The organism is Paenibacillus sp. FSL R5-0744, from assembly GCF_037972555.1.
GTDB lineage: Bacteria > Bacillota > Bacilli > Paenibacillales > Paenibacillaceae > Paenibacillus_AQ.
The window spans coordinates 6680321-6705759 of sequence record NZ_CP150228.1 but is presented as its reverse complement, the minus strand read 5'-3'; the positions used below and the strand labels follow the sequence as shown (position 1 = coordinate 6705759).

Annotated in this window: 24 protein-coding genes; 17 read left to right on the top strand and 7 right to left on the bottom strand. The window is 42.9% G+C overall.

What is annotated here, in order from left to right; translation table 11 throughout:
• From MKY19_RS29680 to MKY19_RS29670, 3 genes are all read right to left on the bottom strand, one after another.
• Positions 1–891, bottom strand: a complete 891-nt coding sequence (locus MKY19_RS29680) for a diacylglycerol kinase family protein (RefSeq protein WP_339267916.1) — start codon at positions 889–891, stop codon at positions 1–3.
• Positions 892–1026: 135 nt separating this feature from the next.
• Positions 1027–2010, bottom strand: a complete 984-nt coding sequence (gene guaC / locus MKY19_RS29675; RefSeq protein WP_042192907.1) for a GMP reductase — start codon at positions 2008–2010, stop codon at positions 1027–1029.
• Between the two features lie 242 nt (positions 2011–2252).
• Positions 2253–2867, bottom strand: a complete 615-nt coding sequence (locus MKY19_RS29670; protein ID WP_339799452.1) for a LysE/ArgO family amino acid transporter — start codon at positions 2865–2867, stop codon at positions 2253–2255.
• A gap of 319 nt (positions 2868–3186) precedes the next feature.
• On the opposite strand from MKY19_RS29670, the gene MKY19_RS29665 reads away from it, so the two are divergent.
• The 9 genes from MKY19_RS29665 (at position 3187) to MKY19_RS29625 (ending at position 13459) form a co-directional block, all read left to right on the top strand.
• Complete coding sequence (locus tag MKY19_RS29665) at positions 3187–4365, top strand: PQQ-binding-like beta-propeller repeat protein (protein WP_339799450.1); 1179 nt, start codon at positions 3187–3189, stop codon at positions 4363–4365.
• A 187-nt stretch (positions 4366–4552) separates the two neighbouring features.
• A complete protein-coding gene (locus MKY19_RS29660; protein WP_339267907.1) occupies positions 4553–6340 on the top strand; it encodes a hybrid sensor histidine kinase/response regulator transcription factor in 1788 nt (595 codons plus the stop codon).
• Between the two features lie 196 nt (positions 6341–6536).
• On the top strand, positions 6537–7133 hold the full coding sequence (locus MKY19_RS29655; RefSeq protein ID WP_339267906.1) for a sensor domain-containing protein: 597 nt from the start codon (positions 6537–6539) through the stop codon (positions 7131–7133).
• Positions 7134–7159: 26 nt separating this feature from the next.
• Positions 7160–7762, top strand: coding sequence for a polysaccharide deacetylase (locus MKY19_RS29650; protein ID WP_339267903.1), 603 nt, complete (start codon positions 7160–7162; stop codon positions 7760–7762).
• Positions 7762–8526: a polysaccharide deacetylase family protein gene (locus tag MKY19_RS29645; protein WP_339799447.1), complete on the top strand. Its 765-nt coding sequence runs from the start codon at positions 7762–7764 to the stop codon at positions 8524–8526. Before MKY19_RS29650 ends, MKY19_RS29645 begins: the two co-directional genes overlap by 1 nt.
• A 44-nt stretch (positions 8527–8570) precedes the next feature.
• A complete protein-coding gene (locus MKY19_RS29640; RefSeq protein ID WP_339799445.1) occupies positions 8571–10208 on the top strand; it encodes a methyl-accepting chemotaxis protein in 1638 nt (545 codons plus the stop codon).
• A gap of 109 nt (positions 10209–10317) precedes the next feature.
• Positions 10318–11541 carry an amidohydrolase gene (locus MKY19_RS29635; protein ID WP_339799443.1) on the top strand — a complete coding sequence of 408 codons (1224 nt, stop codon included), beginning with the start codon at positions 10318–10320 and terminating at the stop codon, positions 11539–11541.
• Positions 11542–11561: 20 nt separating this feature from the next.
• On the top strand, positions 11562–12308 hold the full coding sequence (locus MKY19_RS29630) for a uracil-DNA glycosylase family protein (RefSeq protein ID WP_339799441.1): 747 nt from the start codon (positions 11562–11564) through the stop codon (positions 12306–12308).
• Positions 12309–12400: 92 nt separating this feature from the next.
• Positions 12401–13459, top strand: a complete 1059-nt coding sequence (locus MKY19_RS29625; RefSeq protein ID WP_339799439.1) for a copper amine oxidase N-terminal domain-containing protein — start codon at positions 12401–12403, stop codon at positions 13457–13459.
• A 1-nt stretch (position 13460) separates the two neighbouring features.
• Here the strand turns inward: MKY19_RS29625 and MKY19_RS29620 are convergent, their stop codons facing one another.
• Positions 13461–14375, bottom strand: coding sequence for a phosphatidate cytidylyltransferase (locus MKY19_RS29620; RefSeq protein WP_042192888.1), 915 nt, complete (start codon positions 14373–14375; stop codon positions 13461–13463).
• Positions 14376–14470: 95 nt separating this feature from the next.
• On the opposite strand from MKY19_RS29620, the gene MKY19_RS29615 reads away from it, so the two are divergent.
• Together MKY19_RS29615 and MKY19_RS29610 are read left to right on the top strand one after the other, a co-directional pair.
• Complete coding sequence (locus tag MKY19_RS29615) at positions 14471–15013, top strand: hypothetical protein (RefSeq protein ID WP_042192886.1); 543 nt, start codon at positions 14471–14473, stop codon at positions 15011–15013.
• 14 nt (positions 15014–15027) lie between these two features.
• Positions 15028–15783 (top strand): class I SAM-dependent methyltransferase, encoded by a 756-nt coding sequence (locus MKY19_RS29610; RefSeq protein ID WP_339799437.1) that lies wholly within the window; start codon positions 15028–15030, stop codon positions 15781–15783.
• A gap of 72 nt (positions 15784–15855) precedes the next feature.
• Here MKY19_RS29610 and MKY19_RS29605 read toward each other — a convergent pair whose 3' ends face one another.
• Both MKY19_RS29605 and MKY19_RS29600 read right to left on the bottom strand, forming a co-directional pair.
• The gene (locus MKY19_RS29605) at positions 15856–17130 is read right to left on the bottom strand and encodes a HAMP domain-containing sensor histidine kinase (RefSeq protein ID WP_339799435.1); all 1275 of its coding nucleotides are present in this window, start codon (positions 17128–17130) and stop codon (positions 15856–15858) included.
• A complete protein-coding gene (locus tag MKY19_RS29600; protein WP_339244023.1) occupies positions 17130–17807 on the bottom strand; it encodes a response regulator transcription factor in 678 nt (225 codons plus the stop codon). The genes MKY19_RS29605 and MKY19_RS29600 overlap by 1 nt, the downstream gene beginning before the upstream one ends.
• Before the next feature lie 376 nt (positions 17808–18183).
• On the opposite strand from MKY19_RS29600, the gene MKY19_RS29595 reads away from it, so the two are divergent.
• Genes MKY19_RS29595 through MKY19_RS29585 form a run of 3 tightly spaced genes read left to right on the top strand, consistent with a single transcriptional unit; the run spans position 18184 to position 21673 of the window.
• The gene (locus tag MKY19_RS29595; protein ID WP_339799433.1) at positions 18184–18927 is read left to right on the top strand and encodes a polyphosphate polymerase domain-containing protein; all 744 of its coding nucleotides are present in this window, start codon (positions 18184–18186) and stop codon (positions 18925–18927) included.
• Positions 18920–19600: a DUF4956 domain-containing protein gene (locus tag MKY19_RS29590; RefSeq protein WP_339799431.1), complete on the top strand. Its 681-nt coding sequence runs from the start codon at positions 18920–18922 to the stop codon at positions 19598–19600. Before MKY19_RS29595 ends, MKY19_RS29590 begins: the two co-directional genes overlap by 8 nt.
• Positions 19601–19624: 24 nt before the next feature.
• The gene (locus tag MKY19_RS29585) at positions 19625–21673 is read left to right on the top strand and encodes a carbohydrate-binding domain-containing protein (RefSeq protein WP_339799429.1); all 2049 of its coding nucleotides are present in this window, start codon (positions 19625–19627) and stop codon (positions 21671–21673) included.
• Between the two features lie 64 nt (positions 21674–21737).
• On the opposite strand, the gene MKY19_RS29580 is transcribed toward MKY19_RS29585, so the two are convergent.
• Positions 21738–22304, bottom strand: a complete 567-nt coding sequence (locus MKY19_RS29580) for a TetR/AcrR family transcriptional regulator (protein WP_081951317.1) — start codon at positions 22302–22304, stop codon at positions 21738–21740.
• A gap of 365 nt (positions 22305–22669) precedes the next feature.
• Here MKY19_RS29580 and MKY19_RS29575 point away from each other — a divergent pair, with 365 nt between their 5' ends.
• From MKY19_RS29575 to MKY19_RS29565, 3 genes are all read left to right on the top strand, one after another.
• The gene (locus tag MKY19_RS29575) at positions 22670–23431 is read left to right on the top strand and encodes an SDR family oxidoreductase (protein ID WP_042131593.1); all 762 of its coding nucleotides are present in this window, start codon (positions 22670–22672) and stop codon (positions 23429–23431) included.
• A gap of 120 nt (positions 23432–23551) precedes the next feature.
• Positions 23552–24346, top strand: a complete 795-nt coding sequence (locus MKY19_RS29570; protein ID WP_339799427.1) for an alpha/beta hydrolase — start codon at positions 23552–23554, stop codon at positions 24344–24346.
• 40 nt (positions 24347–24386) lie between these two features.
• Positions 24387–25376 (top strand): sensor domain-containing diguanylate cyclase, encoded by a 990-nt coding sequence (locus MKY19_RS29565; RefSeq protein WP_339799425.1) that lies wholly within the window; start codon positions 24387–24389, stop codon positions 25374–25376.
• The last annotated feature ends 63 nt before the right edge of the window (positions 25377–25439 follow it).

Genomic DNA, 25439 nt, shown 5'->3' with positions numbered 1-25439 from the left:
TTAGTCCACTTCCGGTACAATGACTTGGATATGACGAGGGAGAACACTTAGCGTAATTGGTAAAATCGGACCTTCTTCACCATCCACATTGGTTTTTACGGCTTCTGGAGAGCTCACAGTCACATTTTGGGCCGTGAAATAGACAACGTCTTTATGATCCTTAAGGCTGCCAAGTAGTAAAGAAATACTGGCTGTAATGGTATTGAGTATACTGAGGTCTTGAATAATAAAACAGTGAAGCAGACCATCGTCAACCGCAGCATCAGGTATCAGATTCTCGAATCCGCCAACGGAGTTGGTTAACACGGCGAGAAAAAGCGGGGAATCGCCTTGCCATGTCTTCTCGTCATAATGAATGACAAGAGGGTGGGGGGAAGTGCTTGTAAGTTGTTTTAGGCCTTCTTTCAAATATGCCAAAGAGCCGAGCTTGGTTTTCTCTTCGATTGAAACGGAGGATAAAGATCCGGCGATTGAACCTACAGCAACAACATTTCCGAATAAGCGGTCATTCAAGCAACCAATATCTACTGTCTTTACGTTAGAGGAAGCAAGGGTTTGAATGGCTATTTCGGGATTCAATGGAATCTGTAACGCGCGGGCAAAATCATTAACCGTTCCTAAAGGGACTACACCTAACTTTGGGTGTTGTTTCTGATTCATAAGACCATTAATGGTCTCGTGAAGCGTGCCATCTCCGCCAATGGAGACGACTAGATCGTAACACTCCTCACAGGCAGTGATACAATAACGAGTTGCATCTAGTTCTTTTGCCGTCTCCTTAATCGTAACCAAGTAGCCTTGATCAGCTAGAACTCTTTCTGCATATCTGACATATTCGCCAGCTTCTTCTTTACCAGATGAGGGGTTAATAATAATCATAGCTTGCCGCATAGGGATTATCCTCTCTTGTTCAATCTAATAGCCTATTAGATGATTACCCCAAAGTGGTATAGCAGAAATCATAACAACCTAAAAAAAGGTGAGCAAGAACGACCTAAGTCGTCTTACTCACCTCTTTTATGTTTGTTAATAGACCTTGTCACCATTAAAAATGGAATTCTTAACGATAACATAGTCGACTTTACGAATAGCTTCTAATTTATTGCCTCCAGCATAAGAAATCGAGGACTGAAGATCTTGCTCCATCTCTCTCAACGTTTCTGCTAAAGCGCCTTTGTGCTCGACAACAATTTTTTTGCCCTCAACATTCTTCTTTTCACCTTTTTGGTATTCAGAAGCGGAGCCGAAGTACTCTTTATACAGCTTTCCATCGATCTCGATGGTATCACCAGGAGATTCTTCATGCCCAGCAAATAGGGAACCGATCATGACCATGGAAGCACCAAATCTAATGGACTTGGCGATATCTCCATGTGTCCGAATGCCTCCGTCAGCGATAATAGGCTTACTTGCAGCCTTGGCACACAAGCGTAGTGCGGCTAATTGCCAGCCACCTGTTCCGAATCCTGTCTTAATCTTCGTGATACATACTTTCCCTGGTCCAATTCCCACTTTAGTAGCGTCGGCCCCAGCGTTCTCTAATTCTCTAACGCCTTCAGGAGTTCCCACGTTTCCAGCAATAACGAAACTAGCAGGTAGATATTGTTTAATATGTTTGATCATTCGAATGACAGCCTCGGAATGACCATGTGCAATATCGATCGTAATGAATTCCGGAATCAACTGTTCGTTAGCTAATTGTTCAACGAAATCGTATTCTTCTTCTTTGACTCCGACACTAATGGATGCGATTAATCCGCGGGTGTGCATGTCCTTGATGAAAGACGTACGCTTCTCCGGCTCAAAACGATGCATAATGTAGAAGTAGCCATTTTGGGCTAAGAAGCTGGCGATCTTCTCATCTATGATGGTTTGCATATTTGCAGGTACCACAGGTAATTTAAAAGTATGACCACCTAAGGTGACTGTTGTATCACACTCAGAACGGCTATTTACGATACATTTTGCAGGAATTAACTGAATATCTTCATAATCGAATACTTTTTTCATTATATACACCTCTAAATGCGAACATTATAGTATTTTGGTTTGATTATTGTTCGTCCACTTTGTAATGTACAGCATTCCGAACAAGAAGTCAAAATTCTAGTACATTATGGTGTAAATTGGACTTAATTATACGACGATTTGGTGTACGGCTTATGACTCTCATATAGTGAACTGAATGTAGGGACAAGAGTATGTATAGATATTAACAAAAGGCCATCCCTATAAGGGATGACCTTTCTTAATTACATTTGAAAAAGCTTGTAAGCAATATACGCTGCAACGACCCAAATGATAATCGCAGAGATCTTATTAATGATCAGCATGATTTTGCCGCTTGAATCTATTTGTCCTACGGTCTTTCCTGCTACAGCAAGCCCAAAGAACCAAATCCAAGAAACAAGGATAGTCGAAACGGCGAATGTAACTTTGTCTATGCCAGTGTAACTAAGGGAGCTGGTGCCGATAACCCCAATTGTATCCATGATCGCGTGTGGATTTAATAAAGAAACGGACATCGCAAATAAGATCTGTTTTTTTGAAGATAGAGGTGCTGCGTCTTGGGATGAAGAGGTAGGTGTGCTTCTCCAGATGGACCATCCCATATACAAAAGAAATACAAGTCCTACTGCAAATAAAGCGGTCTGCAGAACAGGGATGGCAAACACAAGAACAGAAACGCCTAAGACGGCTAATAAAATAAGAAGGGTGTCACATAAAGCAGCCGTAATAATAACTGGGATGGCTTTTTTAAACTTTGGCTGTGAGGCCCCTTGGTTAAATACAAAGACATTTTGTGCGCCAAGCGGAAGAATTAATCCAAAGGCTAAGGCGATTCCGTGAAGTAGTGCGGCTAACATAGATGATTCCTCCGATGATGAGTAATGCGTTATAAAATTGCCTTTGAATATGGTGCTCCATATGTTCTAGATAGTCTTGAATTCCTGCGGTAATTTAATCACCCATTCGTTTAATGAATCGATTACGTGCTGTAGGCTGTTCTCCTCACTCATCTTATATCCCAACTCCTTTATCTGTAATATCTGGCTAAACAATATGTACTATCATACAATTTATGCCTTTATAAAAAAAGATGATTAATATAATCTTGTTGTCCCTAAAAAAAGGTAGTAAAGTAACATGATACATACTATTTATGGAAAGAAAGGTTGATATTTTTTGAGAAAAGGAATATTTACAGGTCTTCTTGCGCTCTTGCTGATTACCGCCAGTACGCTATCTTTTAATGTTGTAGAGGCCGCTGGAACAGTAACGAAATTACCTAGCCCCCAATGGAGTCAGCTGAATGTTGTGGGAGCATTAGAAAGTATAGAAGGGGGTCCCGTGGAGGTTCCATCATTAAATACAGTGTATCTCCACACTAAGGAAGAGCATGCTACCCAAACTAAGGTATGGTTGGTTGATACGCTGAAATCTTATGATACACAGACAGGGAGGCTAAAGTGGTCAGTTAATTTTGCAGACCCTGGCACAGCGATGTTTCGTGAATCGAAAGATTATTTAGTGGCGCCAGATGGAACGGTATACATAACCTTTACAGATAATCTTTCACCTGACGCAACTCAGATCTATGCGGTGGGACCAGACGGAAAACGGAAATGGAAAGTGAATTTGTCTCAGACAGAGGGATACTTATATAGACTTGATAACGGGAGTTTAGTCTTTGCATCCCAAGGTAATTTTGATAACAATGGGAATTATAACGGGTCACTAACTTTAATTAATAAAAGTGGTACCAAAGTAAAAAATATTTCTTATAAAGGAACGGTATTGGCGCAAGGAAATCGTGTCTTAATTCAAACGAATTACGGTGGTGGGAAAGGCTCACGTATCCAGGCACTCGATTCTTCCTTAAATTCAGTGTTTACATATCAAATGCCAGCCGATTCGTACACTGAAGTGTCTTACAATCAGGTGCTTTCCGATGGAACAGTACTAATCCGTACTAATATACCAAAGACAGGGAATCGGTTATTCGGATTCAACTCTAAAGGTAATCTACTGTGGGGAAGAGATATCGCAGGTGATGCTGTCGTATCCTCACTTGGTGAAGTTTATGGGGTTTATGCCAATGGCAAGCTGTCTCTATATAATGTCAAAGGATTGGTTAAGTCGGTAGCGCTTAAAGATGAGACAGAATTTTTTGTATCGTTGGAGCGATTACAGGATGGTAATATTGAGCTTGGCTTCCCGGGTTCCGCCACATATGTTTTAAATCCTAAAACGCTCGCAGTAGATTATACTTTTAAGCTGAAGGATGATTTTAATTTCAACTATGTAGGCAATGGCGTGGGGTATGTAATGACAGACAATGGATTTTCACGAATTAAGTTTTAATTCCAGAAATCGATTAGGATTGATCAAGGGATGCTGCCCCTAAAGGGATGGTATCTTTTTTTCTATTCTGTAATTACACCCCTAGCTTAAATGTCATCCCATCTCATGACCTTTTGTAACTAGTAAGGCCTCAGGGGGTTACACTATAATAAGGGTCTAGTCAGCAGAATTTATAGGGGGCAATGTCTTGTTTAATCTGGTCAAACAGTGGTTCTGGTACGATTGGCTCGTCCTCCTGTTTCGGATTTGTTTTTCTACTTCTTTTATAGTTACGATGTGTTACCTCTCGGAGGACTTTACGATTCCTTTCTGGATCGTGTTTGTTTGGGGTGTGATCTCTTTTTCAGTGCCTTGGTTTTGTTTGCAGCTGCATTATAAGTATTATCTGATGGCGGAGATCCTTCTTTCAGGTGGTCTATGCTTATATTTGGCTGCTCTGTTTCCTGATTCGTATGTAACTTTTCTGCCAATTGCTTTTATGATTGCCAGCAATAGTGCACAGAAGTCCTATCGTTGGTCAGCTCCGATCACGGTGATCTTGATTCCAATAATGTTATCTAAATTGTCACAACAAATGGATGCTATATCGATGATTGTGAACTTTGGCTTGGTGTATACGATTGGCTTCGCTTTTCACTTGCTGGTGGTGAATCATAAGCAAAACGGGATTATTAAGAACCAGAATGCTGTCCTGGAGCAGTATATTTCACAAGTCGAGCGTATGACCCTTCTGGAGGAAAGAGATCGATTATCCAAAGATTTGCATGACACTGTAGGGCATTCTTATACTTCAATTCTTATGGGGCTGGAGACTTTACGTACGGAGGTGAATACCTCTGAAGGAGAGCAAAAGATAGATTCCTTATTAAAGCTAACTCGCAATGGCTTGGATGATGTGCGTAAATATTTGCACCATGTGGGCTCTTCGCAGGATTCATTGACGCTTATGCAGTCCCTGCAGAAATTAGTGGATGATTTCCAGACCTTTTCGAAGGTTAAGGTTCGTCTAAGAACGTTCGGAGAGGCTTATACAATATCCAAGCAGGCTAAAATGACCTTATATAGATGTTTGCAAGAGTCGATAACCAACGCTGTTCGTCATGGTCAAGCCAGTGAAATTGTCATCACCCTGCATTACGAGGAGAAGTTAATTCGACTGGAAGTGCAGGATAATGGATTAGGCACTGAAGATTTAAAAGCAGGATTTGGTGTGAACGCGATGAAGGAACGTGCTTCCAACCTGCAAGGCCAAGTGTATCTCTACTCTAAGCCAGGGGAAGGAACCTTAGTGACCTGTAGTTTACCAAGGCTTGAAGAGATACAGGAGGAAATGATTCGCTTATTGCTGGTCGATGATCAACCTTATATTCGGGATAGTCTGCGAATTATTTTAGAGCAGCAGCCCGATTTTGAGATCATTGGGTTAGCTGAGAATGGTGAACAAGCAGTAGGCTTCTGTGAGCAGGAACAGCCTCATGTGGTGCTGATGGACTTAAATATGCCTGACATGGACGGTGCGGAAGCAACGAAGCTTATTAAGCAAAAGTGGCCAGGGGTACGAGTGCTGATCCTGACTACTTTTCAAGAAACGGATTTGGCAGTCGAAGCACTGCAAAACGGGGCAGATGGCTACTTGTTAAAGTCTACTGAACCGCAGGAGCTATTCGAAGGGATACGTCTCGTACATCGGGGTGTGAAGATGATAACACCAGCTATTACGAATGTATTAATTGATCATTATGAGATGCATCCAACTTCTGAAGCGCAGACTGAGCAGAGTAATGAGTATGGGCTGACCCCGCGCGAGCTGGAAATTCTAGAATGCCTGTCAAAGGGCATGCGTTATAAATCCATTGCAGCTAAATTGTATTTGTCTGATGGAACGGTGAGAAATTACGCTTCTACCATCTATGCTAAGCTGGGTGTACGGAATCGCGAAGAGGCTGTTGAGAAAGCCTTTGGCACATTGGAATAACTAAAACCGAATGATCTGAAATTGTAGAGCGAGCACCTTGTTGTCTATTTTCCCTTGTGGGAGTAGGCGAAAGGTGCTTTTTTGTATGAAATAACTGTCATATGACATTATGGCACTGGTCGATTTTACATCAGGAGCTCTAACATAGGATTTACAAAGATGAACAAATTTTTAGTGCAGAGAGGAAGAGGAGAATATGAGTCAAATGATCCGGAAGCATGTGAGGAATTTCTGTTTCTTATTAATTACTTTTGCCACAGGGCTATTTTACTTTTGCTTTTATTTGGTAGGCATCACTTTTGGGGTCGCAATGTCCTTCACCATAGTAGGGATTCCGATCCTTTATTATGTTTTGCGTTCTACCGAAACCTTTTTACAACATGAGCGAATTCGAACGAAAGTCTATACGGATATCTCCGTTCGGACGCTTCCAACTCGATCTCAAGAACAAGGAAACATATGGGAAAAGGTTAAGGCGGAGTTGTCCGATGAGCATAACTGGAGAGCAATTATAGGGTTGATGCTGCAATTTGGAATTGGAATGCTCAGTCTCATATGTGCAACTCTTTTTTATTTGTCCCCTGTTATTCTCTTGTTGTCACCTATCTTGTATTTCATCGATATCTCTTCTATATCGTTATTCGGGATTGAAAATAAAACACTCAACACCTCACTTCTGTTCATGCTGTTAGGCGCGGTATCTCTTTGGATAGGTGCTTATCTTGGCAACAGTTTAGTAAAGATGATCGGCAGGTATACGCGGCGTTTAGTGAAAGATTTTGCTAGAAGATAAACTTTTACACGAAAGAAGGAAGATTAATGGTAGCCTCAGTTTCATTTATAAAATTATTCTCGCAATCTCTTTGGATGATGTGGGAGAATCTATTTGCTATTGTCACCAAATTCCGCAGCCAGTCTGTGTGGAGATACGGGATATGTAAATTGGTCGTGTTAAAGTATCACGGTGAAAGTGTAGTCTGCCAAGATGGACATCAGATTCATCCCGGAGATTGGGTGGGTGAACTTCATCTGGATAATCGTCAGGTAGTGCAGCTTACGCGTACCCTAGGCGCTGATCGGGCTGGAATTCGAACTGCACGTATGCTTCGCGAGGCCATGAAGGAGATTAGTCGTGAACTAGATAGCAATCCAGAACTAAGCAAAGTGCAGGCGCTAACGGGGATTACGCTACTTCACCGGGGGATCATTCATGGAATAGGGTTTGAGCAGCATCCTATCAAGTCCAAATGGCAGCGGCGATGGTTCGGAATCTATCTTCGGTTCTTACTTCGGATGCTGCATCCGGAGGGGAAACATCGCGTTGAGGACAGCACGGAGAAGTTGTCTCCTAAGATGCTCGTGCTTAGTAAGCAGTCTTTGAAAGCGCGGTTTGCTCCTCGAAGGAAAGAGGCGGTTTCCTAATGTGGACGCTCCTTATTTTAGCTATAGATGCGATTATTCTTTATATGATTGTTCCGTTTGTGATTACTCGAATATTGGGATGGGGTGTTGTATCCAGAGGAAATGCCGCGAAGGAAGTTGCCTTTACTTTCGATGACGGACCAGATCCATGCTATACCCCTGAATTATTGGACTTGCTGCATGAACATGACGTTAAAGCAACTTTTTTCGTATTAGGCAAAAGGGCTGAGCAATTCCCGGATTTAATCCAGCGAATGCACCGTGAAGGACATCAGATCGGCATTCATAATTATACACATACGCCTAACTGGATTTACTCTCCATGGACGAATAGACGGAAGCAAGTAGATCGAACAGCTGATATTGTCGAGCGGATTACAGGAGAGCGGCCTATCTTGTATCGACCACCATGGGGGCTCCTTAATTTAGGCGATCTTGTCTTTCTTAGACGTTCTTATCGGGTAGTGTTGTGGTCTGTAATGGTGGGAGACTGGAAGACGTCTGTTAGCGCAGCCCAAATAAAGCATGACTTATTGAAAAAGATAAAACCCGGTTCTATCATCGTTCTGCACGACAATGGTGATACACCGGGGGCAGATCGAGAAGCACCGCTGAACATGATTACCGGACTGGAAGAGGTCTTAAAGGAGATTTCTAGAAGGGGGCTGAAGAGCCAGCGAGTGGATGAGCTACTGAACAAGGAAGCTAGTCGCATTGGAGAAGCTAGGTCCTGCGTCAAACATCACGGTCAGATTAATCTTTAGCTATGGATGACATGATGTCACTAGATTGGAAGGGAATTCAGACATTGAAGAAGAAAACCGTTCGAACCATCGTTATGACCGTTTCTGTAGTATACATGGTGTTGATTTTTGCAGGTCTATGTATGTACACATTTTCTAAGTTTAATGAAATTCTCAGTCATGAAGTTGAACAAAAGCTTAACTATAAGGTGGAGCTTACTTCTACTAAACTGAATAGTCGATTGTCGAATGATTTTCAGAAGAGCTTGGCTGAAATGAGTGAGGAGGATACAGGTTATTATTTTGTCATAGATAAAGCTGGTCGATATGTAGCAAGCCAGAACCCTAAGCACGATATAGGTAAAGCTATATTTGATGAACCGGACATACAGTTGCAAAAGGTTGGTCAGTTCATAGCACAATCTACGGGAACTAGTGGTACGGAGGACTCGAAGAATGTTTATGCTTTTACAAGGATCGGCGATACAGATTACAAGCTAGTGCTAGTGATGTCTGTAGAACAGATCTTGGAGCCAATGATGAACAACCAATATTTAATTATTGGCGGTTTTGTTATCGCTTTGATTATTTTTATTGTCTTACTCTTCATTATCTTAACCCGACTTATTGTACGACCGCTGCGAAGAATCAATGAGCATGTAATGGAACTTGTTGAACACGGAGGCGATCTGACTAAGAAGCTGGACATGAAGCGTAATGATGAGATTGGGATGTTGGCGTATTCCATGAATCAGTTTCTGGATAACATTCGGGCCATCGTCGGGAATGTTACTTCACAGGCCAATCATATGAATGAAAATGCAGAAATACTTCAAGTTTCAGCAGAGCAGACAAATGAGACATCCAAGCAGATTACCACGATTATTACGGATATGGCTGTGAGGTCGACGGAGCAAGCAGAACATGTGCGGCAAGTACTCACGATGATGGAACGGACAGGGGAAATCTCTGAGGAAATTATGCAGGAAACGGTAAAGACAGTTCACGATTCCAATCATTTAATAAAAGCGGTGCAAACTGGCCAGCGTGCAAACCGGGCATCTGTAGATCACTTGGAAACTATGGTTAGTTCCATTGAGCGTTCAACAGAAACCATTGCACAGCTGAACAGCCGATCCAGCCAAATCGGTGAGATCATTAACGTGATTTCCGAATTGGCTAGTCAGACGAATCTACTCGCGCTAAATGCAGCCATTGAAGCGGCCCGCGCTGGAGAGCAAGGGAAAGGTTTTGCAGTAGTTGCAGGAGAGATCCGTAAGCTTGCTGAAGGTTCCGAAAGAGCAGCCGAGCAGATTGCCGAGCTTGTTGGCGCAATTCAAGCGGATACGAATGCAGCGGTCAAAACGATGGAATCGAGTCAACAAGTGGTCAATCAACAGAATGATTTAGTATTACAAGGGCAACAATCTCTGGAGGAAATCGTTCAGAAGGTTGATCTAACAACCCAAAGCACGCTGCGCATTCAAGGCATATTTGGTGAGCTGTCTACAATGTCACATCAATCATTAAAAGCTCTAGTGCAATCTTCGCAGCTCATTGATCAGTCGGCATCGTCCTCACAGGAAGTAGCGGCTTCCACGGAGGAGCAACTTGCGACTATCGATGAGATGACGACCAAACTTAGAGAACTCAGCGAGTTATCTGTATTTTTAAAGTTAGAAGTTGGGATATTTACGATATAGTCTTATGCTAAAAACCTTTCAAACATTTTTTATATAGGAAGGCTATGGTACCATTTAGGATAAAGTGGTTTGCACCTATATTAAATCGTTGAGAAAAGGATGGGGTAGCATGTTGGATGCTTCTTACTGGTTAACCAATATAAGATCAGAGCAGGGTTATGTTATTGAGGATGGACAAGTGGTTGGTACAGATACGAAGGTTTGTCATATCCGAATTGACGGGGATAAGATTTCGGAAGTGGTTGGAGCGGACGTAGAGCTTCAGAGTCATCTACCTAAATATGACTGCAAAGGGTTATTGATGCTTCCTTCCTTTGAGGAGGCACATATCCATTTAGATAAAACATATTTCGCTGGACCATGGAAAGCGGTAAAGCCTGCTACCGGTGTCTTCGAACGCATTGAGGAAGAGAAGGTATTATTGCCTAAGCTGCTGCCTATGGCGAGACAACAAGCGGAGAGCATCTTGACGCTTATACAGCGTTTCGGTGCTACACATGTGCGTAGTCATTGTAATATTGAGCCTGTCAGCGGTCTGAAGCGTTTAGAGGCAACCCTGCAAGCATTGGATACCTTCTCCGGCAAAATTTCATCTGAAATTGTAGCCTTTCCGCAGCATGGTCTGCTTCGCTCTAATTCTGTTGAATTAGTAAAGCAATCCCTAGCAGAGGGGGCAACCTATGTAGGTGGTGTCGATCCATACTCAGTGGATGGAGATATCGAGAAGTCACTCCAGACCATGGTCGAGCTAGCGGTAATGAATAATGCTGGCATTGATCTTCACTTACATGATGGAAAAGAAGCAGGAAAGCAGACGCTGTCGCGTTTGGCTGATCTCACAGAAGAAGCTGGCTTACAGGGCAAGGTGACCGTTAGTCACGCATTCTGGTTCGCAGGTGCATCGCAGCAGGAAGCAGAAGAAATGGCTGCACGGATGGCATCACTTGGTATGGGGATTGCATCCACAGTACCTATTGGAAGAATGATGATGCCACTACCGATGCTGCACAGCCAAGGTGTACAAGTGAAACTGGCAACAGACAGCCTTACGGACCACTGGTCTCCTTTTGGAAATGGAGATCAATTGGAGAAGGCGGGACGGTACGCAGAGTTATATGGGTGTAGTGATGAACGGTCATTATCGCAATCCCTTAGATTCATAACAGGAGGGATAACGCCTCTTAATCTAAAAGGTGAACAGGTATGGCCAAAAGTAGGAGACACGGCAAGCTTTGTGCTACTGCATGCCAGCTGCTCGGCCGAAGCTGTAGCACGAAGAGCGGATCGTCAAGCCGTATGGTACGAAGGGCGTCTCGTGAGTGGATCATTATAGGGATATGAGAGGTGGATGACATGCTCATCTCTAACCATTTGCAACAATATAAAGCAGCGATGCTTTCACTTCCGAAGGGGACCGCGCTAACGAAAGAGGATCTGCAGGTAGATAAGCTTCTAATGAAGCGTAGCGGCAAGCTTGAAATGTACTATGCACCACACAATGAGTACCTGAATCCTACTGCAAAGGTGATCATTATCGGACTAACACCCGGTTTTACACAAATGAGAATAGCCATACAAGAAGCAGTCATTGGGTTGAAAGCCGGGCTTTCAGATGAAGAGGTATGCAGAAAAGCAAAAGAAGCGGCGAGATTCGCAGGCTCCATGAGGAGTACGTTAATTCACATGCTAGATACACTTGGGCTTCATCAGTACTTGAACCTTACCTCTTGTGACCAATTGTTTCAGAAGCAGCAAACGAACTTGCATACCACCTCTTTATTGAGGTTTCCTGTGTTCGTAGAGAAGAAAAATTATAATGGGGCACATCCTAAGCTACTTTCAGATCCGTTCCTTAGAGAATGTGCGCTATTGTCGTTAGAGCAGGAGCTGGGCATCCTGAGCCAAGCTTTAATTATTCCTTTAGGAAAAACGGTTGAGGAAATGCTCCAGCTTTTGGTATCTGAGGGTAAGCTCGATGATCACCGCTGTTTATGGGGATTCCCTCATCCTTCTGGAGCGAACGGACATAGATTTAAGCAGTTTGCCAGCCAGCAAGAGAACATGACAAAGACGCTCCAAGATCATTTATGGAACGTCTGAGTGATTGATCTTATCGCAACATTTTTTCTGAACCTCACGTTAAGAATGATAGAGTAGCACAATTTCATTCATCTCAGGAGGTATAATTCACTATGAAAACATTCAAAGTAATCGGAGCGGTCCTCGCTGGCACGCTCATAGCATCGAACGTCATCTCTGCTGCTCCAATCCAGCCAGCTCCAGTCAAACCAGCGACTAATTCCTCAGTACCGCAGGATTCTTATGGTGGTCTAAAATATGTGCTAGTCATTGATGGTAACGGCTACTCCCCAGTCGATGTTCCGCTATACGTAGGTTCAAGCAAGGAAGTTATGATCCCAATCCGTACAGCAGCTGAAGCGCTTGGATACAAGCTAACATGGACTCAAAGCCTTCAATCGCTAGGTCTTGAGAAAGATAGCCAGTCGATGTCCTTTCAAATTGCAAAAGATGCTTACCGTAATGGTACAACAATTCTTTCGCTGGGTGCTGTACCGGAGCTAAAGAATGGCAAAACCTACGTTCCATTATCATTCTTCGAAAAAGTATTGAAGCTTGAAGTAGTCGCAGGCCCAACTGGAACCATATCGATTAATTCCAAGGAACAAGGCAATGAAGAGACCGCTTCAGACACGATCAAACAAGGATCAATCACTAGTATCTATAAGGGCGAAAAAAATGCTGAAATCGGCCTCAACGGCTATGGTCATGGCATTCGCCTAGGCATTTCTGATGAAACGGAGATCGTATCTGCTGATAATAAGAAGCTAACCTTTGCTGATCTGCAGCTAGGCATGTCCATCGAGGTCGAGCACAGTATGGTCATGGCTATGAGCATGCCGCCATTGGCGGGCGCGATCAAGATTGTTGTGAAAGAACAAGCTCCCGATCAGCAGACCTTGGGAACGGTTGGCGTGATCGAAGAGGTTACTCCTTCAGATAATGGCACGACCCGCGTTGTAATCAAAGGTGATAAGCTCAGTGATTCTTCCTTCGAGACGATTGTTCTAAATACTTCAGATACTACGACTATTCACGGCACGAAAGACAATCAGAAGATTGCCATAAGTGAGCTGAAAAAAGGTGACAAAGTGTATGCGTTCTACGGTCCAATGTTGACCAAAAGCTTGCCACCTATCGGCCAAGCGATCAAAATCGTTGTAGAAAACTAATTTACATGAAATCGAAGAAATAACGGATGACATGGAAAAAGACCGGCGAGGTGTAGGTCAAGCTATCCACACGGCTTAAATAGCTTTCTTTTAAAGCTACGAATTTATCGCCATCACCGATGAGCAAATCTCGCTTCAGCACGGAAACCGTTAAGCTACCCAAGAAGCCGCTCAAACTGATTAGCATGCCTGACAGAAAACCGAAGATCGGGTTGAGCGGCGTCAGGTAGGGATAGATCAAATAGGAGACCCCGGTTGTTACGACAAACGCACAGGCAAAACCTTCCCAGGTCAAATACGGGTTGGCGGTTGGGACCACTTTGCGCTTTCCCATATAAAGGGATGCGAGATAGTGGACCACATCATTCAGCTGTGTCAGCACTACTAGGAATAATACAAGCCCCGCTCCATACTCCGGTGTAGCAAATTGAAAATAAGCTAAGTGACTAAGTCCGAAGACCATCAGCATTAATCCCCACTGGGTTGAACTAACACTACGCAGGAAGCCAACTGTCCCTTTATTAATGAGCCTAGGTAGCGGTAGGAGTAAGAATACATAGACTGGAATAAACACAATGAACATCCCGTACCATTCGATATAAATCCAGTAGAACTGTAGAGGAATGGATAAGTACGCCCACAGAAATAGTCTGCGGTCGGATTTTCGTGACTTTATCATGGAAAAATATTCTTTGAGTGCGAAGAAGGTCAGCACCATGAGTGCCAATAGTGAGACGACTGGATTAAAGAGAGTAGCCAAACAAAAGATAAAAAGCATTCCCCACCAGGTTTTGATGCGGAAGCCGATCCCTGTATAATCTTTACTGGGCTGTAATTTGCCTATAACTACATACATCAAGTGAATGGCCGATAAGGCCGCAAAAATCAGGATTACCGTTAATAGAGAGCGGTCGATAGCTAATCACCAACTTGTCGTAGAGTAGATTCCATTAATGGGTTCATATGTTATTATGAAGGAAACGTTCAATCTTGATAAGGGGAAAATTGTAAATGGCAGATGATCCATCGGTCTTTATCTTGCTTACGAATACCGGAACGCTCTTTACGAAGCTTATTCAAGGCTACACGAGAGCTCCTTATAATCATGCCTCGATCTCCTTTAATCGGGAGCTTTCCGAGTTATATAGCTTTGGCAGAAAGCACCCGAGCAACCCTCTAAACGGAGGATTCGTGAAGGAAGATATTAAGACAGGCACGTTCAGCAAATATCCAAATACGACGTGTGTTCTATATGAACTTCAAGTTACAGCCCGTGAAGTGGAGAAGATGGAGCGGGTACTCAAAGTCTTTATCCGAAGCCGGCAAAAGTATCTCTATAATATTCTCGGCGTGATTGGTATCGCTTTGAAGGAACCTGTTGAATTCAGCAACTCTTATTTCTGCTCACAATTTGTAGCGGAAATTCTGGAGAGGTCCGGCATTAAGCTATGGAACAAGCTGCCTGCGCTCGTAACGCCGGATGATTTTCGGCAAAGCGATCGGCTGAAGCTAATCTATCAAGGCAAATTAAGTGAGTACGAACCTAAAAGCTAAGGGAGAGTATTGGGATGAATAACAAAGAACGGTTCTCAAATCGGGTAGATTCGTATGTGAAATACCGCCCGAGTTATCCTAAAGAAGCCATTGATTATTTATACAATACGATTGGGCTAAAATCGTATTGTGATATTGCGGATATTGGCGCAGGAACAGGAATATTCTCAGCACTGCTTCTGGAGCGCGGGTGTCGCGTGACTGCCGTTGAACCAAATCCGGAAATGCGTACAGCTGCGGAGGAGAAGTTCGCAAAGGATAACCATTTCCGCGCATTGCCTGGGTCTGCCGAGAAGACAGAATTGCCAGACCAGTCTGTAGACTTTATCGTGTGTGCCCAGGCGTTTCACTGGTTTGATAGGGATGCAGCGCAATTGGAATTCAAGCGGATTCTTAAACCGGGTGGAAAGGCAGTTCTGATATGGAATTCTCGGCGTACTTACGGTACCCCATTTCTGGAGGAATATGAACAGCTCGTGCAAACCTTCGGCACCGACTACACTCAAGTTAATCATAAGAATATTACCCCTGAAATCCTTAGCTCCTTTTTTAAGGCAGGTCAGATGCAAGTAGCGCACTTTAGCAATAAGCAGGTGTTTGATTTCGAGGGATTAAGCGGACGGGCGAGATCATCTTCCTACATTCCGGCCCCCGGAGATCCACGTTACGAGAATATGATGACGGAGCTGAGGAACCTATTTGAACGAAATAAACAGGATGATAAAGTGTTTTTTGAATATGAGACCGAGGTCTATTGGGGCGAAGTGTAGTAAATGAAATCAGCATATTAAAAAGACTCAAATCCTAGTGATAACAGGGATTGAGTCTTTTTTTACATTTAGTTACGAAAGATGAACGTAAAAGGTGGTGGATTCGCCGACCGTGCTTTTGGCGTAAATTTTTCCTTTATGTTGTTCAACGATGGATTTGGCAATCGCCAGCCCCAGGCCATAACCCCCTTGTTTACGCGCTCGGGAAGCATTCGTACGGTAGAATCGGTCAAAGATTCTTGCTAAGTGCTCCGGTGCAATGCCCTCACCCGTATTGGTGACCGATAACACCATATCATTATGTTGTTTTTTAAGGGATAAAGTGACTGAGCCTTTAGGATTCGTATATTTTACAGCGTTGTCCAAAAGGATCATAATCACTTGTTTAATCTGTTCACTATTCCCCATCACAGTCAGGTTAGGCTCAATGTCATATTCAAGCGAGATACGTTTCTCGAAGATAATAGCTTCCATTGTTAAAATAATATTCTCAACCGCTTCGCTCAAATTGAACTTCGAATAGATCATGGTCGATCTGGAGTCGTCCATCTCGGTTAGGTATAGCAGATCATTGGTCAGACTGGTCATTCTCTCTGTTTCCGATTTGATGTAGTGCAGCCACTTCGACTGATTGTGAATAGTATCATCACTGTTGGAGAGAAGAACATCCGCATTGGTGTTAATAATGGTCAACGGCGTCTTCAATTCATGGGAAGCATCGGCAATAAACTGCTTCTGTTTCTCAAAAGCCTCCTTCACCGGTGCGATGGACCGATTAGCGAAAAAACGGCTTGTGAAGTATAAGATAATTAGCATCACCGAGCCAACTACAGAGAAGGTATAGATTAGATTGGTGAGGATTTTCTGCTGGGCAGTGATGTCCAGAAATACAAGCATTGCCCCATCATTCGTATGCTGGATGTTGAAGATCCATTTGCTGCTGTCCAAGGTGAACCTTCCGGTATCTTTATCAGCACTTAGAGCCTCTTGCAGAGCCGTATCATAAAATTCATCGTCCATCGTAAATTTGGAATCTTTCCCGATGAGGCTCGACGCTGTATCTATCTTCAGCATAAATGAGACGGACCGTTCCGGAGGTGGAGTTCCGTTATCCATACGTTTATTATCAGCATGGGGTAACTGGGAACCTCCCTTAGTTGAGCCCATTCGTCCTGTATCACCGCCGGGAGACTTGTAGTTCTCCATAATTCTGTGAAGATCCATCTGAATATTGTTTTGGACATCTTGGTACGTAATGACATAAATCGAGATGAAAGCCACCAGCATTATTACGGATATAGTTACTAGGTTAACAATAAGAAATCGATATCTGAGCTTCGTGAACATTAGGCCGTCACCTCTAGTACATACCCTACATTTCTAATCGTACTAATGCGTACAGTAGAATTTAAGAAGGTCAATTTTTTTCTCAAAAAAGAAATGTACACCTCCACATTGTTGTGCTCTGCCTCCGAATCGAACCCCCATAACTTCTCAATAATTTGTTCCTTGGAGGTTACGGCTTGTTTTCTAAGAATCAGAAGCTCCAATAATTCACTTTCCTTAAGGTTCAGCTTGATCTCTTTGCCACCCACGGTAAGCTTCAGAGTCGATGTATTCAATTCAATATCCCCGAACTTTAAAGCATCATCTGGAATAACCTCGTTTTTACGTCTTAGTACAGCCCTTATTCGTGCCAGTAAGATCTCCGAGGAAAAAGGCTTGGCGATATAATCATCAGCCCCATAGTCTAGTCCAGTGACCATATCTGTTATCTCCCCCTTTGCGGTAAGCAGGATAACGGGAGTGGATTCCCCTTTCTTGCGCAGCGTCTTGAGGACGCTAACCCCATCCATCTCAGGTAGCATAATGTCGAGCAGCAGCAAATCATAAATTCCGCTCAGTGCGTAATCCAGACCCGATCTACCGTCATGGACTGCATCCACCGAATAATTATGTTTTTTTAATATTTGAGTTAAGGCTTCAGCGAGATGAAGCTCATCTTCTACGATTAATATTCTCATGGTTTTGCATCCCCTACATAAAACGAGTATTTGTTATTGAGGTCATTATATCAGTATTACCTTTACTGAACCTTAATGAAGAGAGACATTGATATGTTTTAAAAACGGACAAATAAGGTGGCAAGTAACGGAGGGGGATTTTGGAACTTTAGGAGCGATAGCGTCCGCCTTTGTCTGCGGATTTCCACTGCGAACAGCAGTTTAAATCAAGAAATTTGCAGACAACAGCGGCCGGAAGTCCAACATTCACCGGAGTTACGATTTACACCTGTAGTGGGGTAGTTTGTAAAACCATTTAAGATTCATTAAAGGTTTGGGATCTAAGATACATTCATAAGCACACGAGACAACGATAAACAGAAAGGGATGATCCCATATGGCGATTGAGGTATTCAACCGTTATGAGAACAAATATTTACTGGATAACGAAGCCTACTATAAATTTTTTAACCAATTACTTGAATACATGGAACTAGACGATTTCAACAAGCAGCATGAGTTTTATTCCATCACCAACTTATATTATGATACTGCGCACAATGCCCTGATTCGTAATAGTCTTGCGAAGCCCAAGTACAAAGAGAAGCTGCGTTTGCGAGCTTACGGTGTTCCGAATCAAGATACAAAGGTGTATCTGGAAATTAAGAAGAAGGTGTTCGGGCTGGTGAATAAAAGAAGAACGTCGCTCAAATTAGACGAGGCTTATGCTTTTGTTGCCACTGGCAGGGAACCAGAATTTAAGGATTATATGAACAAACAGGTGATTGAAGAGATTAAATACTTTTTAACGCGGTATGAATTGCAGCCAAAGGTGTATCTGTCTTATGACCGCAAAGCGTTGTTTTGTAAAAAAAATCGTGATTTAAGAATCACGTTCGATACGAATATCCGAAGTCGGCGGTACGATCTCAAGATGGAGCATGGCGTTTATGGCGAACCATTACTAGAGCCAGGTCAGTGGCTTATGGAAGTAAAGGCTGAAAATACGATTCCGGTTTGGTTAGCAAAAATGCTCTCAGAGCATCAAATGTACCGTACAAGCTTCTCCAAGTACGGTAATGAATATAAAAAAATGCTGAAGAACAGTAAAACAGAACGGGGGAGTGCTCTTTATGCTTGATTCATTATTTACCGTAGCAACGAGTACAGAGCTAACGTTTACCAACGCAATCCTAACTATTGTTATAGCTATCGCCCTTGGCGGGATCATTAGCTACACCTATATGAAGACGAATTCCAGTGGGTATTCGCAGAGCTTCACACTCACGATGGTACTGCTGCCCGTAATTGTGGCCATCATCATTCTGCTCATTGGCAGTAATGTTGCCAGAGCCTTCAGTCTTGCCGGAGCGTTCTCCATCATTCGGTTCAGAAGTGCACCTGGTGATCCGAAGGATATCACATTTGTATTGTTTACCATGGCATCAGGACTGGCCTGCGGGGTAGGTTCATTCGGATACGCAGTCTTGTTCACTCTTATCTTGTGCGCACTTATGTTTATTCTTAATCGGACTAATTTCGGGGTAAAAACAACGTTGCAAAAGACACTCAAGGTAACTATTCCAGAGAGTCTGGGGTATGAGGAAGCCTTCGCTGAAGTTTTCAATAAATTTAATGTGGGGTATGAGCTTAAGAAGATTAGAACGACTGAGCTTGGTAGTTTATATGAACTCGTCTACGCCGTTACGCTGGGTGAGACTGTGAACCAGAAGGAATTTCTAGATGCGATTCGCACTCGTAACGGGAATCTAGATCTCTCGTTAACTATGACTCCCTCTGCAAATGACTATTAAAATGATCGAAAGGATGGATGAGATATGAAGAATTATATAACAGTCAGTAAAATAGGGGTCTTGTTACTGTGTGCGGGACTCATGTCGGCTTGCAGCAATAATAATAAGACCGTACAGTCTGAAACCACGTCGAGTGAATTAACGTCGAGCCAGAGTGGAGCTGATAGTGGAGTGCAACTTGCAAGTGCTAAGCTATCGGACTTGGTAACGTTCGATGAAGACGATTCTAATACAAGTTGGACGGCGGACCAATCGACGGAAATTGCTTTGGCTGGAACAAGTGCGCTTGTTGACGGCACCGGGGCTGAGTCTAAGGATGGATCAGTGACAATTACTGCAGCGGGAACTTATGTGCTGTCTGGTAAGCTGAGTGATGGACAGATTGTAGTTAATAATCAGGATGAAGGTATTGTGCATTTGGTACTGAACGGTGTGAACATCACGAACAGCGATAGTGCTGCAATTGATATTAAAGAAGCAGGTAAAGTGATCATTACCTTGGAGGACGGAACAGAGAACTCCGTATCGGATGGAGCAACTTATGTCTATGCTGATGACACTACAGATGAGCCTAGTGCAGCTATCTTTAGTAAAGCAGACTTAACAATCAATGGCACAGGGAAGCTGTCCGTTTCTGCTAATTATAATGATGGGATTACAAGCAAGGACGATCTCAAAATAATGAATGGCACACTTGAAATTCAGGCTGCCGATGACGGGATTGTCGGTAAAGATCTAGTCGCTGTGCAGGATGGAAGTATCAGCATTACAGCTGAAGGTGACGGAATGAAATCAACGAACGATACCGAAACGGACAAAGGCTTCCTTGCTATAGCAGCAGGAACATTTGATATTAAGGCTGGCAATGACGGAATTCAGGCGGAAACTGCACTTGTAATCGATGGCGGAACGTATACCGTGGTTACAGGCGGAGGCAGCGAGAATGGCGAAGTGAAGACAGGTGATCAAGGGGCAGGCATGGGCATGAGAGGTGACCGAGGTCAAGGAACAGGTGGCCAAGCACCGGGAACATCAGAAACATCGACACCAGCAACAAAACCAGAAGCAAAGCCAGAGATAACAACAACGGAAGCACCAACAACTACAACAACAACAGAATCGGAAATACCAAGTACTAAAGGCTTGAAGGCTGGAGGAGATATTAGCGTAAACAACGGAACATTTAACATTGATTCTGCTGATGATGCAGTGCACAGCAACAGTAACGTTGCGATAGCTGATGGAGAATTCAACATCAAAACTGGCGACGATGGAATCCATGCGGATGCCTTGGTGGCTATATCCGGTGGCAAAATTGATATTACGAAGAGCTACGAAGGGATTGAAGGAGCAAACATCGAGATTTCCGGTGGTGAAGCTCATGTGGTTGCTTCTGATGATGGAGTGAATGTTGCAGGAGGTAATGATGAAGCGACTGTAGGAGGTGGCCCTCAGGAGCAGGATCAATTCAGCGATGCTGCGGCTAATGTGCTCACGATTAGCGGGGGAACATTAGCAGTCGATGCCACAGGTGACGGATTGGATTCGAACGGCTCTATCGTGATGTCAGGTGGTACAGTAATTGTTAATGGACCTACTAATGGTGGAAACGGTGCTCTCGATTACGATGGCAGCTTTGAACAGAGTGGCGGTACTCTAATAGCCGCGGGAAGCTCGGGTATGGCTCAGGCAACGTCTGACACCTCCAGCCAACATGCAGTCAGCATGACGTTTCCTCAGATCCAGAAGGCCGGAACATTGGTCCATCTGGAGGATAGCGAAGGAAACACGATTCTAACCTTTGATCCATCGAAGGATTATCAGTCGTTGGTGATGAGCTCCCCTGATTTGAAAGACGGTGGATCATACACCCTCTACTCGGGAGGTACCTCGACTGGCAGTGAAGCAAATGGATTGTATACGGATGGCGAATATACTGGAGGAACGAAAGTAGTAGCGTTTGAAATCACAAGTAGTGTAACTTGGCTGAATGAATCCGGAGTAACCACCGCGAACACCAATCAAGGTCCAGGTGGCGGCGGTGGCGGTGGCGGTGGAAAAGGAAGACCATAATCTATAAATTGCATATTAAAAGCCACTCCAGCACATTGGAGTGGCTTTTTGGTGGTACAGATAATTAGTCGCTATTAATAGAGATTAAATTCTGCTTAATGGGTTGATTTGAAGTCTTTATGATCACATTGTGTGAATTAAAAGACAGAATTTGAATCAGCTGCTCTGCCATATGGTTCGCAGTATATTTGAACCCTCCCTTTACCCATTCCATGATTAATCCAAATAGAGCATAGGCCGTATAGCTAGAAAATAATTCGATATTTATATTGTTATTAGTATTATTAACCTCGACTAAGTCCTGCTTGGTTAGCTCCTTTAAGATGTCACAAATCTTATTTTGAAACCCAGGCAGAACATTGGAATTTACAATGATGGTATAAAAATTAGAGTAGGAAACGACATGCTCGAAAATTTTGATGCTAGAGGTAGTAAGCTCACTCACCATGAATTTATCGGTATGGAGATAGGGATCTTTATAAGCCTTAATTAAATCCTCCAGCACATCATCAATCAGCTCATTCAGAAGTTCTTCTTTGGTTTGATAATGCTTATAGAAGGTTCCACGGTTTAAATCGGCTAGGGTAACAATATCGGTTATCGTAATGGTGCGGAAATTCTTTTTTTCCATGAGTAATATCAATGCATTTTTTAGTTCTTTCTTCGATTTACTCGTTCTTCGATTTTTAAGCAACAGAAGACCACCTAACTGTCTATTTTCTATTCCTATTTCAACACAATTCCAAGTTATATTTATTTATGAACATTTGATGTCTCATTTGTATATTGATAGTTAAATTGCAGAAGATTAAACTTGAGTAGAATAAATTTTAAGTGATTTAGAGATTTTATAAAATATAAGGAAGTATAAGTTTCACGCTATACTTTATCCTTATATTTCTCGCATATACGCTTACCGTCCCATTAAGGACGCCGAAGGCGTTTTTGCTTGTATTGATACTTACATTATAGATAAACGTAAAGGAGACTTCCAACATGAAACTTCAAGACAGAGTTGCAGTTGTTACCGGAGCAGCCTCGGGTATGGGGAAATCTATCGCAGAGTTGTACGCTAAAGAAGGTGCTAAAGTAATAGTAGCCGATCTTAACCTCGAAGGTGCGGAACAAGTCGCAGCAGGAATCGTTAGTAATGGTGGAGTAGCTAAGGCGTTGAAAGTAAATGTTGCTCTAGTCGAAGATATCAATAACATGATTGATACCGCAGTAAATGAATATGGAACCCTAGATATACTAGTGAATAATGCGGGTATTATGGACGGCTTTGAGCCAGTTGGTGATATTAATGATGAGAGATGGGATCTTATCTTTGACATCAATACCAAAAGTGTAATGCGGTCCACACGTAAAGCGCTACCTATTTTCCTCGAAAAAGGAAAGGGCGTTATTGTGAATACCGCTTCTACCGGTGGCGTAAGTGGTGCTCATGCTGGAGCAACTTATACTGCCTCCAAACATGCAGTAGTAGGCTTGACGAAAAATACAGCTTTTATGTATGCCAACAAAGGCATTCGTTGTAATGCCATCGCACCAGGAGCTACTGCCACTAACATTAGTGCTTCTATGAAAAATATTAATGAGTTCGGCATGAGCCGCACTCAACTAACACAGGCTGTAATTCCTCGTGTAGGTTCACCTGAAGAAATCGCACAAGTTGCGTTATTCTTGGCTTCAGATGATTCCAGTTTTGTAAACGGAGCAGTCCTCGCTGCCGATGCGGGATGGACTTCAGCATTCTAAAATTAGATATCATAAAAACTCCGCTAGAGATTACTCTAGCGGAGTTTTTTATGCTCTTGATATTTCCAGGTTAACCCTTCAAAATAGAGAGAATGCTAACTATAGAGGGAGTTATATGAAATGAACGATGTTAGGGCGCGGAATCATGTGAAAGTGATTGGAGACGGAGAAAGAACCATCCTTTTTGCACATGGATTTGGGTGTGACCAGAGCATGTGGCAGTTTATCACGCCTTCTTTTGAGAAAAAATATCGAATCGTTCTATTTGATTATGTAGGTTCAGGTAACTCAGATTTAAGTGCATATACAACAGATAAATATCATACGCTCCACGGCTATGTACAGGATGTATTGGATGTCATCGAAACGTTGGAACTCAAAGATATTATTTTTATAGGTCATTCGATTAGCTCTATGATCGGGATGCTTGCTTCGATTGAGCGGCCGGACTATTTTGATAAAATGATTATGATTGGTCCTTCTTCATGTTATTTAAATGAGGGGGATACTTATTTCGGAGGCTTCGAGAAGAGCGATATTACTGAGCTTCTGGAGATGATGGAGATGAATTTTGCTGGCTGGGCTAGCTTTATGGCACCTCTTGCTATGAACAACCCTGACCCGATGTTAACGAAAGAGCTGGAGCGCAGCTTTATCTCGGCAGATCCTGTTATTGCAAGGGAATTTGCAGAAGTTACGTTCTTTTCAGATCATAGGGAAGATCTACCTAAGGCTACAATCCCTACACTTATTCTACAATGCTCGGATGACAGTATCGTACCTATAGCGGCTGGAGAATATCTACATAAACACTTGAATAATAGCACCTTCCGGTTAATGGAGGCTAAAGGGCATTACCCGCATATAAGCCATCCTGAGGAGACCATCACTTTAATTAATGATTATCTTACGTAAGCTAGATGAGATTATGCTGTGTTGAAAGGATATTTAGATCATGGATGACCGATTAAGATATGCGCCTTGTGGCTATGTTTCTATTACCCATGAAGGAATAATCAAGGATGTAAATCAGACGTTCTTGGACCGTATGGGGTATAAGCAGGTTGATTTGGTGCATAAGCATTTTGAATCTATCATGTCTACGGCAAACAAGCTTATTTTTCATTCATACTTCTATCCTTTTATCAATCTGAATGGACAGGTGGAAGAGTTATTTATCAATTTGAAGGACAGCAAGGGACAAGCCGTCCCTTACTTGTTAAATGGCAGACGCCTTGAGTGTGAAGGTGTAGAGGTCATTGATTGTATTCTGGTACAGATGGGCAAACGTATTGATTATGAGCTAGAGTTACGATCTGCGAAGAAGCAAATAGAAGAGGCTTATTGGGAAAAAGATCAGGCGCTGGCAAAGCTCAAACAAATTCACCTGGAAATCGAGCAAAAGCAAGCTGAATTGCTGGAGATGAATGCCGTTTTAGTAGAATTATCTAATACAGATAAGCTGACTGGGCTGAAGAATAGAAGGTTTCTTCAAGAGAAGCTGGAAGAGCAGATTGCAGGGTATGGCCAAGCTCAAGCAGCATTTTCGCTGTGTATTATAGATATTGATCATTTTAAAAAAGTGAACGACACCTATGGGCATCAGACAGGTGACTATGTACTGGAGAAAATGGCGAGTATCTTGAAACTGCAATCTCGTAAAGAGGATATGGCGGTTAGATATGGCGGTGAGGAATTCATACTTCTTTTACCTAATACAGACATCTCGGAGTCAAAGACCATAGCTGAGAATTTACGGCAATCTATCGCGTATTCAACTTGGGAAATGGGCCGGATTACGGTGAGTATTGGTATAGCTACATTTATTCCAGCTGATTCAGAAACCACCCTTCTGCAAAAAGCTGATCAAGCGCTCTATGCCTCTAAAGAACAGGGGAGAAACCGCGTCACGCATAGCATAGATTTGAATGAAAAGCTTCTTTAACAGGGGGCTTTTTTTTAATACAATAATAGTTATGCTGTGTAATATTGAAGTTATGAAAGGGGG

What these genes read in the sequence shown, in the direction of transcription:
- MKY19_RS29680 (WP_339267916.1), bottom strand. Translation starts at nt 891, where the DNA reads ATGCGGCAAGCTATGATTATTATTAACCCCTCATCTGGTAAAGAAGAA.
- guaC (WP_042192907.1), bottom strand. Translation starts at nt 2,010, where the DNA reads ATGAAAAAAGTATTCGATTATGAAGATATTCAGTTAATTCCTGCAAAA.
- MKY19_RS29670 (WP_339799452.1), bottom strand. Translation starts at nt 2,867, where the DNA reads ATGTTAGCCGCACTACTTCACGGAATCGCCTTAGCCTTTGGATTAATT.
- MKY19_RS29655 (WP_339267906.1), top strand. Translation starts at nt 6,537, where the DNA reads ATGAGTCAAATGATCCGGAAGCATGTGAGGAATTTCTGTTTCTTATTA.
- MKY19_RS29650 (WP_339267903.1), top strand. Translation starts at nt 7,160, where the DNA reads ATGGTAGCCTCAGTTTCATTTATAAAATTATTCTCGCAATCTCTTTGG.
- MKY19_RS29645 (WP_339799447.1), top strand. Translation starts at nt 7,762, where the DNA reads ATGTGGACGCTCCTTATTTTAGCTATAGATGCGATTATTCTTTATATG.
- MKY19_RS29635 (WP_339799443.1), top strand. Translation starts at nt 10,318, where the DNA reads ATGTTGGATGCTTCTTACTGGTTAACCAATATAAGATCAGAGCAGGGT.
- MKY19_RS29630 (WP_339799441.1), top strand. Translation starts at nt 11,562, where the DNA reads ATGCTCATCTCTAACCATTTGCAACAATATAAAGCAGCGATGCTTTCA.
- MKY19_RS29625 (WP_339799439.1), top strand. Translation starts at nt 12,401, where the DNA reads ATGAAAACATTCAAAGTAATCGGAGCGGTCCTCGCTGGCACGCTCATA.
- MKY19_RS29615 (WP_042192886.1), top strand. Translation starts at nt 14,471, where the DNA reads ATGGCAGATGATCCATCGGTCTTTATCTTGCTTACGAATACCGGAACG.
- MKY19_RS29610 (WP_339799437.1), top strand. Translation starts at nt 15,028, where the DNA reads ATGAATAACAAAGAACGGTTCTCAAATCGGGTAGATTCGTATGTGAAA.
- MKY19_RS29605 (WP_339799435.1), bottom strand. Translation starts at nt 17,130, where the DNA reads ATGTTCACGAAGCTCAGATATCGATTTCTTATTGTTAACCTAGTAACT.
- MKY19_RS29600 (WP_339244023.1), bottom strand. Translation starts at nt 17,807, where the DNA reads ATGAGAATATTAATCGTAGAAGATGAGCTTCATCTCGCTGAAGCCTTA.
- MKY19_RS29595 (WP_339799433.1), top strand. Translation starts at nt 18,184, where the DNA reads ATGGCGATTGAGGTATTCAACCGTTATGAGAACAAATATTTACTGGAT.
- MKY19_RS29590 (WP_339799431.1), top strand. Translation starts at nt 18,920, where the DNA reads ATGCTTGATTCATTATTTACCGTAGCAACGAGTACAGAGCTAACGTTT.
- MKY19_RS29585 (WP_339799429.1), top strand. Translation starts at nt 19,625, where the DNA reads ATGAAGAATTATATAACAGTCAGTAAAATAGGGGTCTTGTTACTGTGT.
- MKY19_RS29580 (WP_081951317.1), bottom strand. Translation starts at nt 22,304, where the DNA reads ATGGAAAAAAAGAATTTCCGCACCATTACGATAACCGATATTGTTACC.
- MKY19_RS29575 (WP_042131593.1), top strand. Translation starts at nt 22,670, where the DNA reads ATGAAACTTCAAGACAGAGTTGCAGTTGTTACCGGAGCAGCCTCGGGT.
- MKY19_RS29570 (WP_339799427.1), top strand. Translation starts at nt 23,552, where the DNA reads ATGAACGATGTTAGGGCGCGGAATCATGTGAAAGTGATTGGAGACGGA.
- MKY19_RS29565 (WP_339799425.1), top strand. Translation starts at nt 24,387, where the DNA reads ATGGATGACCGATTAAGATATGCGCCTTGTGGCTATGTTTCTATTACC.